1 protein-coding gene is annotated in these 254 nt (G+C 39.0%); it reads left to right on the forward strand.

The features are described from left to right. Positions 1-14 precede the first annotated feature (14 nt). Positions 15-152: a helix-hairpin-helix domain-containing protein gene (locus LJE08_RS15420; protein WP_227403609.1), complete on the forward strand. Its 138-nt coding sequence runs from the start codon at positions 15-17 to the stop codon at positions 150-152. Positions 153-254: the final 102 nt, after the last annotated feature.

A 254-nucleotide genomic window follows, 5' to 3' on the forward strand; every position in this document is an offset into this window, starting at 1 on the left:
GTCAGATTAACGGAATTGGCGATAAAAAAGCTGATATGATCATCCAGTATCGGCAGCAGCATGGACCATTTAAAAGCATCGATGAGCTAAAAAACGTCGATGGCTTTGGTGATAAGACGGTTGCCAAGCTAAAAGACCAAGTGGCGGTTTAAAATTGACGTTGGTGTTGAGATTGAATCTGGTATACTGGTTAGCAGAACAAAAAAGAGGATGATAAAAGTGGAACATAGAATTGATTGGGATCAGTATTTTAT

The sequence above is a fragment of the Holdemanella sp. DFI.5.55 genome (genome assembly GCF_020593575.1).
Taxonomy (GTDB): Bacteria; Bacillota_I; Bacilli_A; order Erysipelotrichales; family Erysipelotrichaceae; genus Holdemanella; species Holdemanella hominis.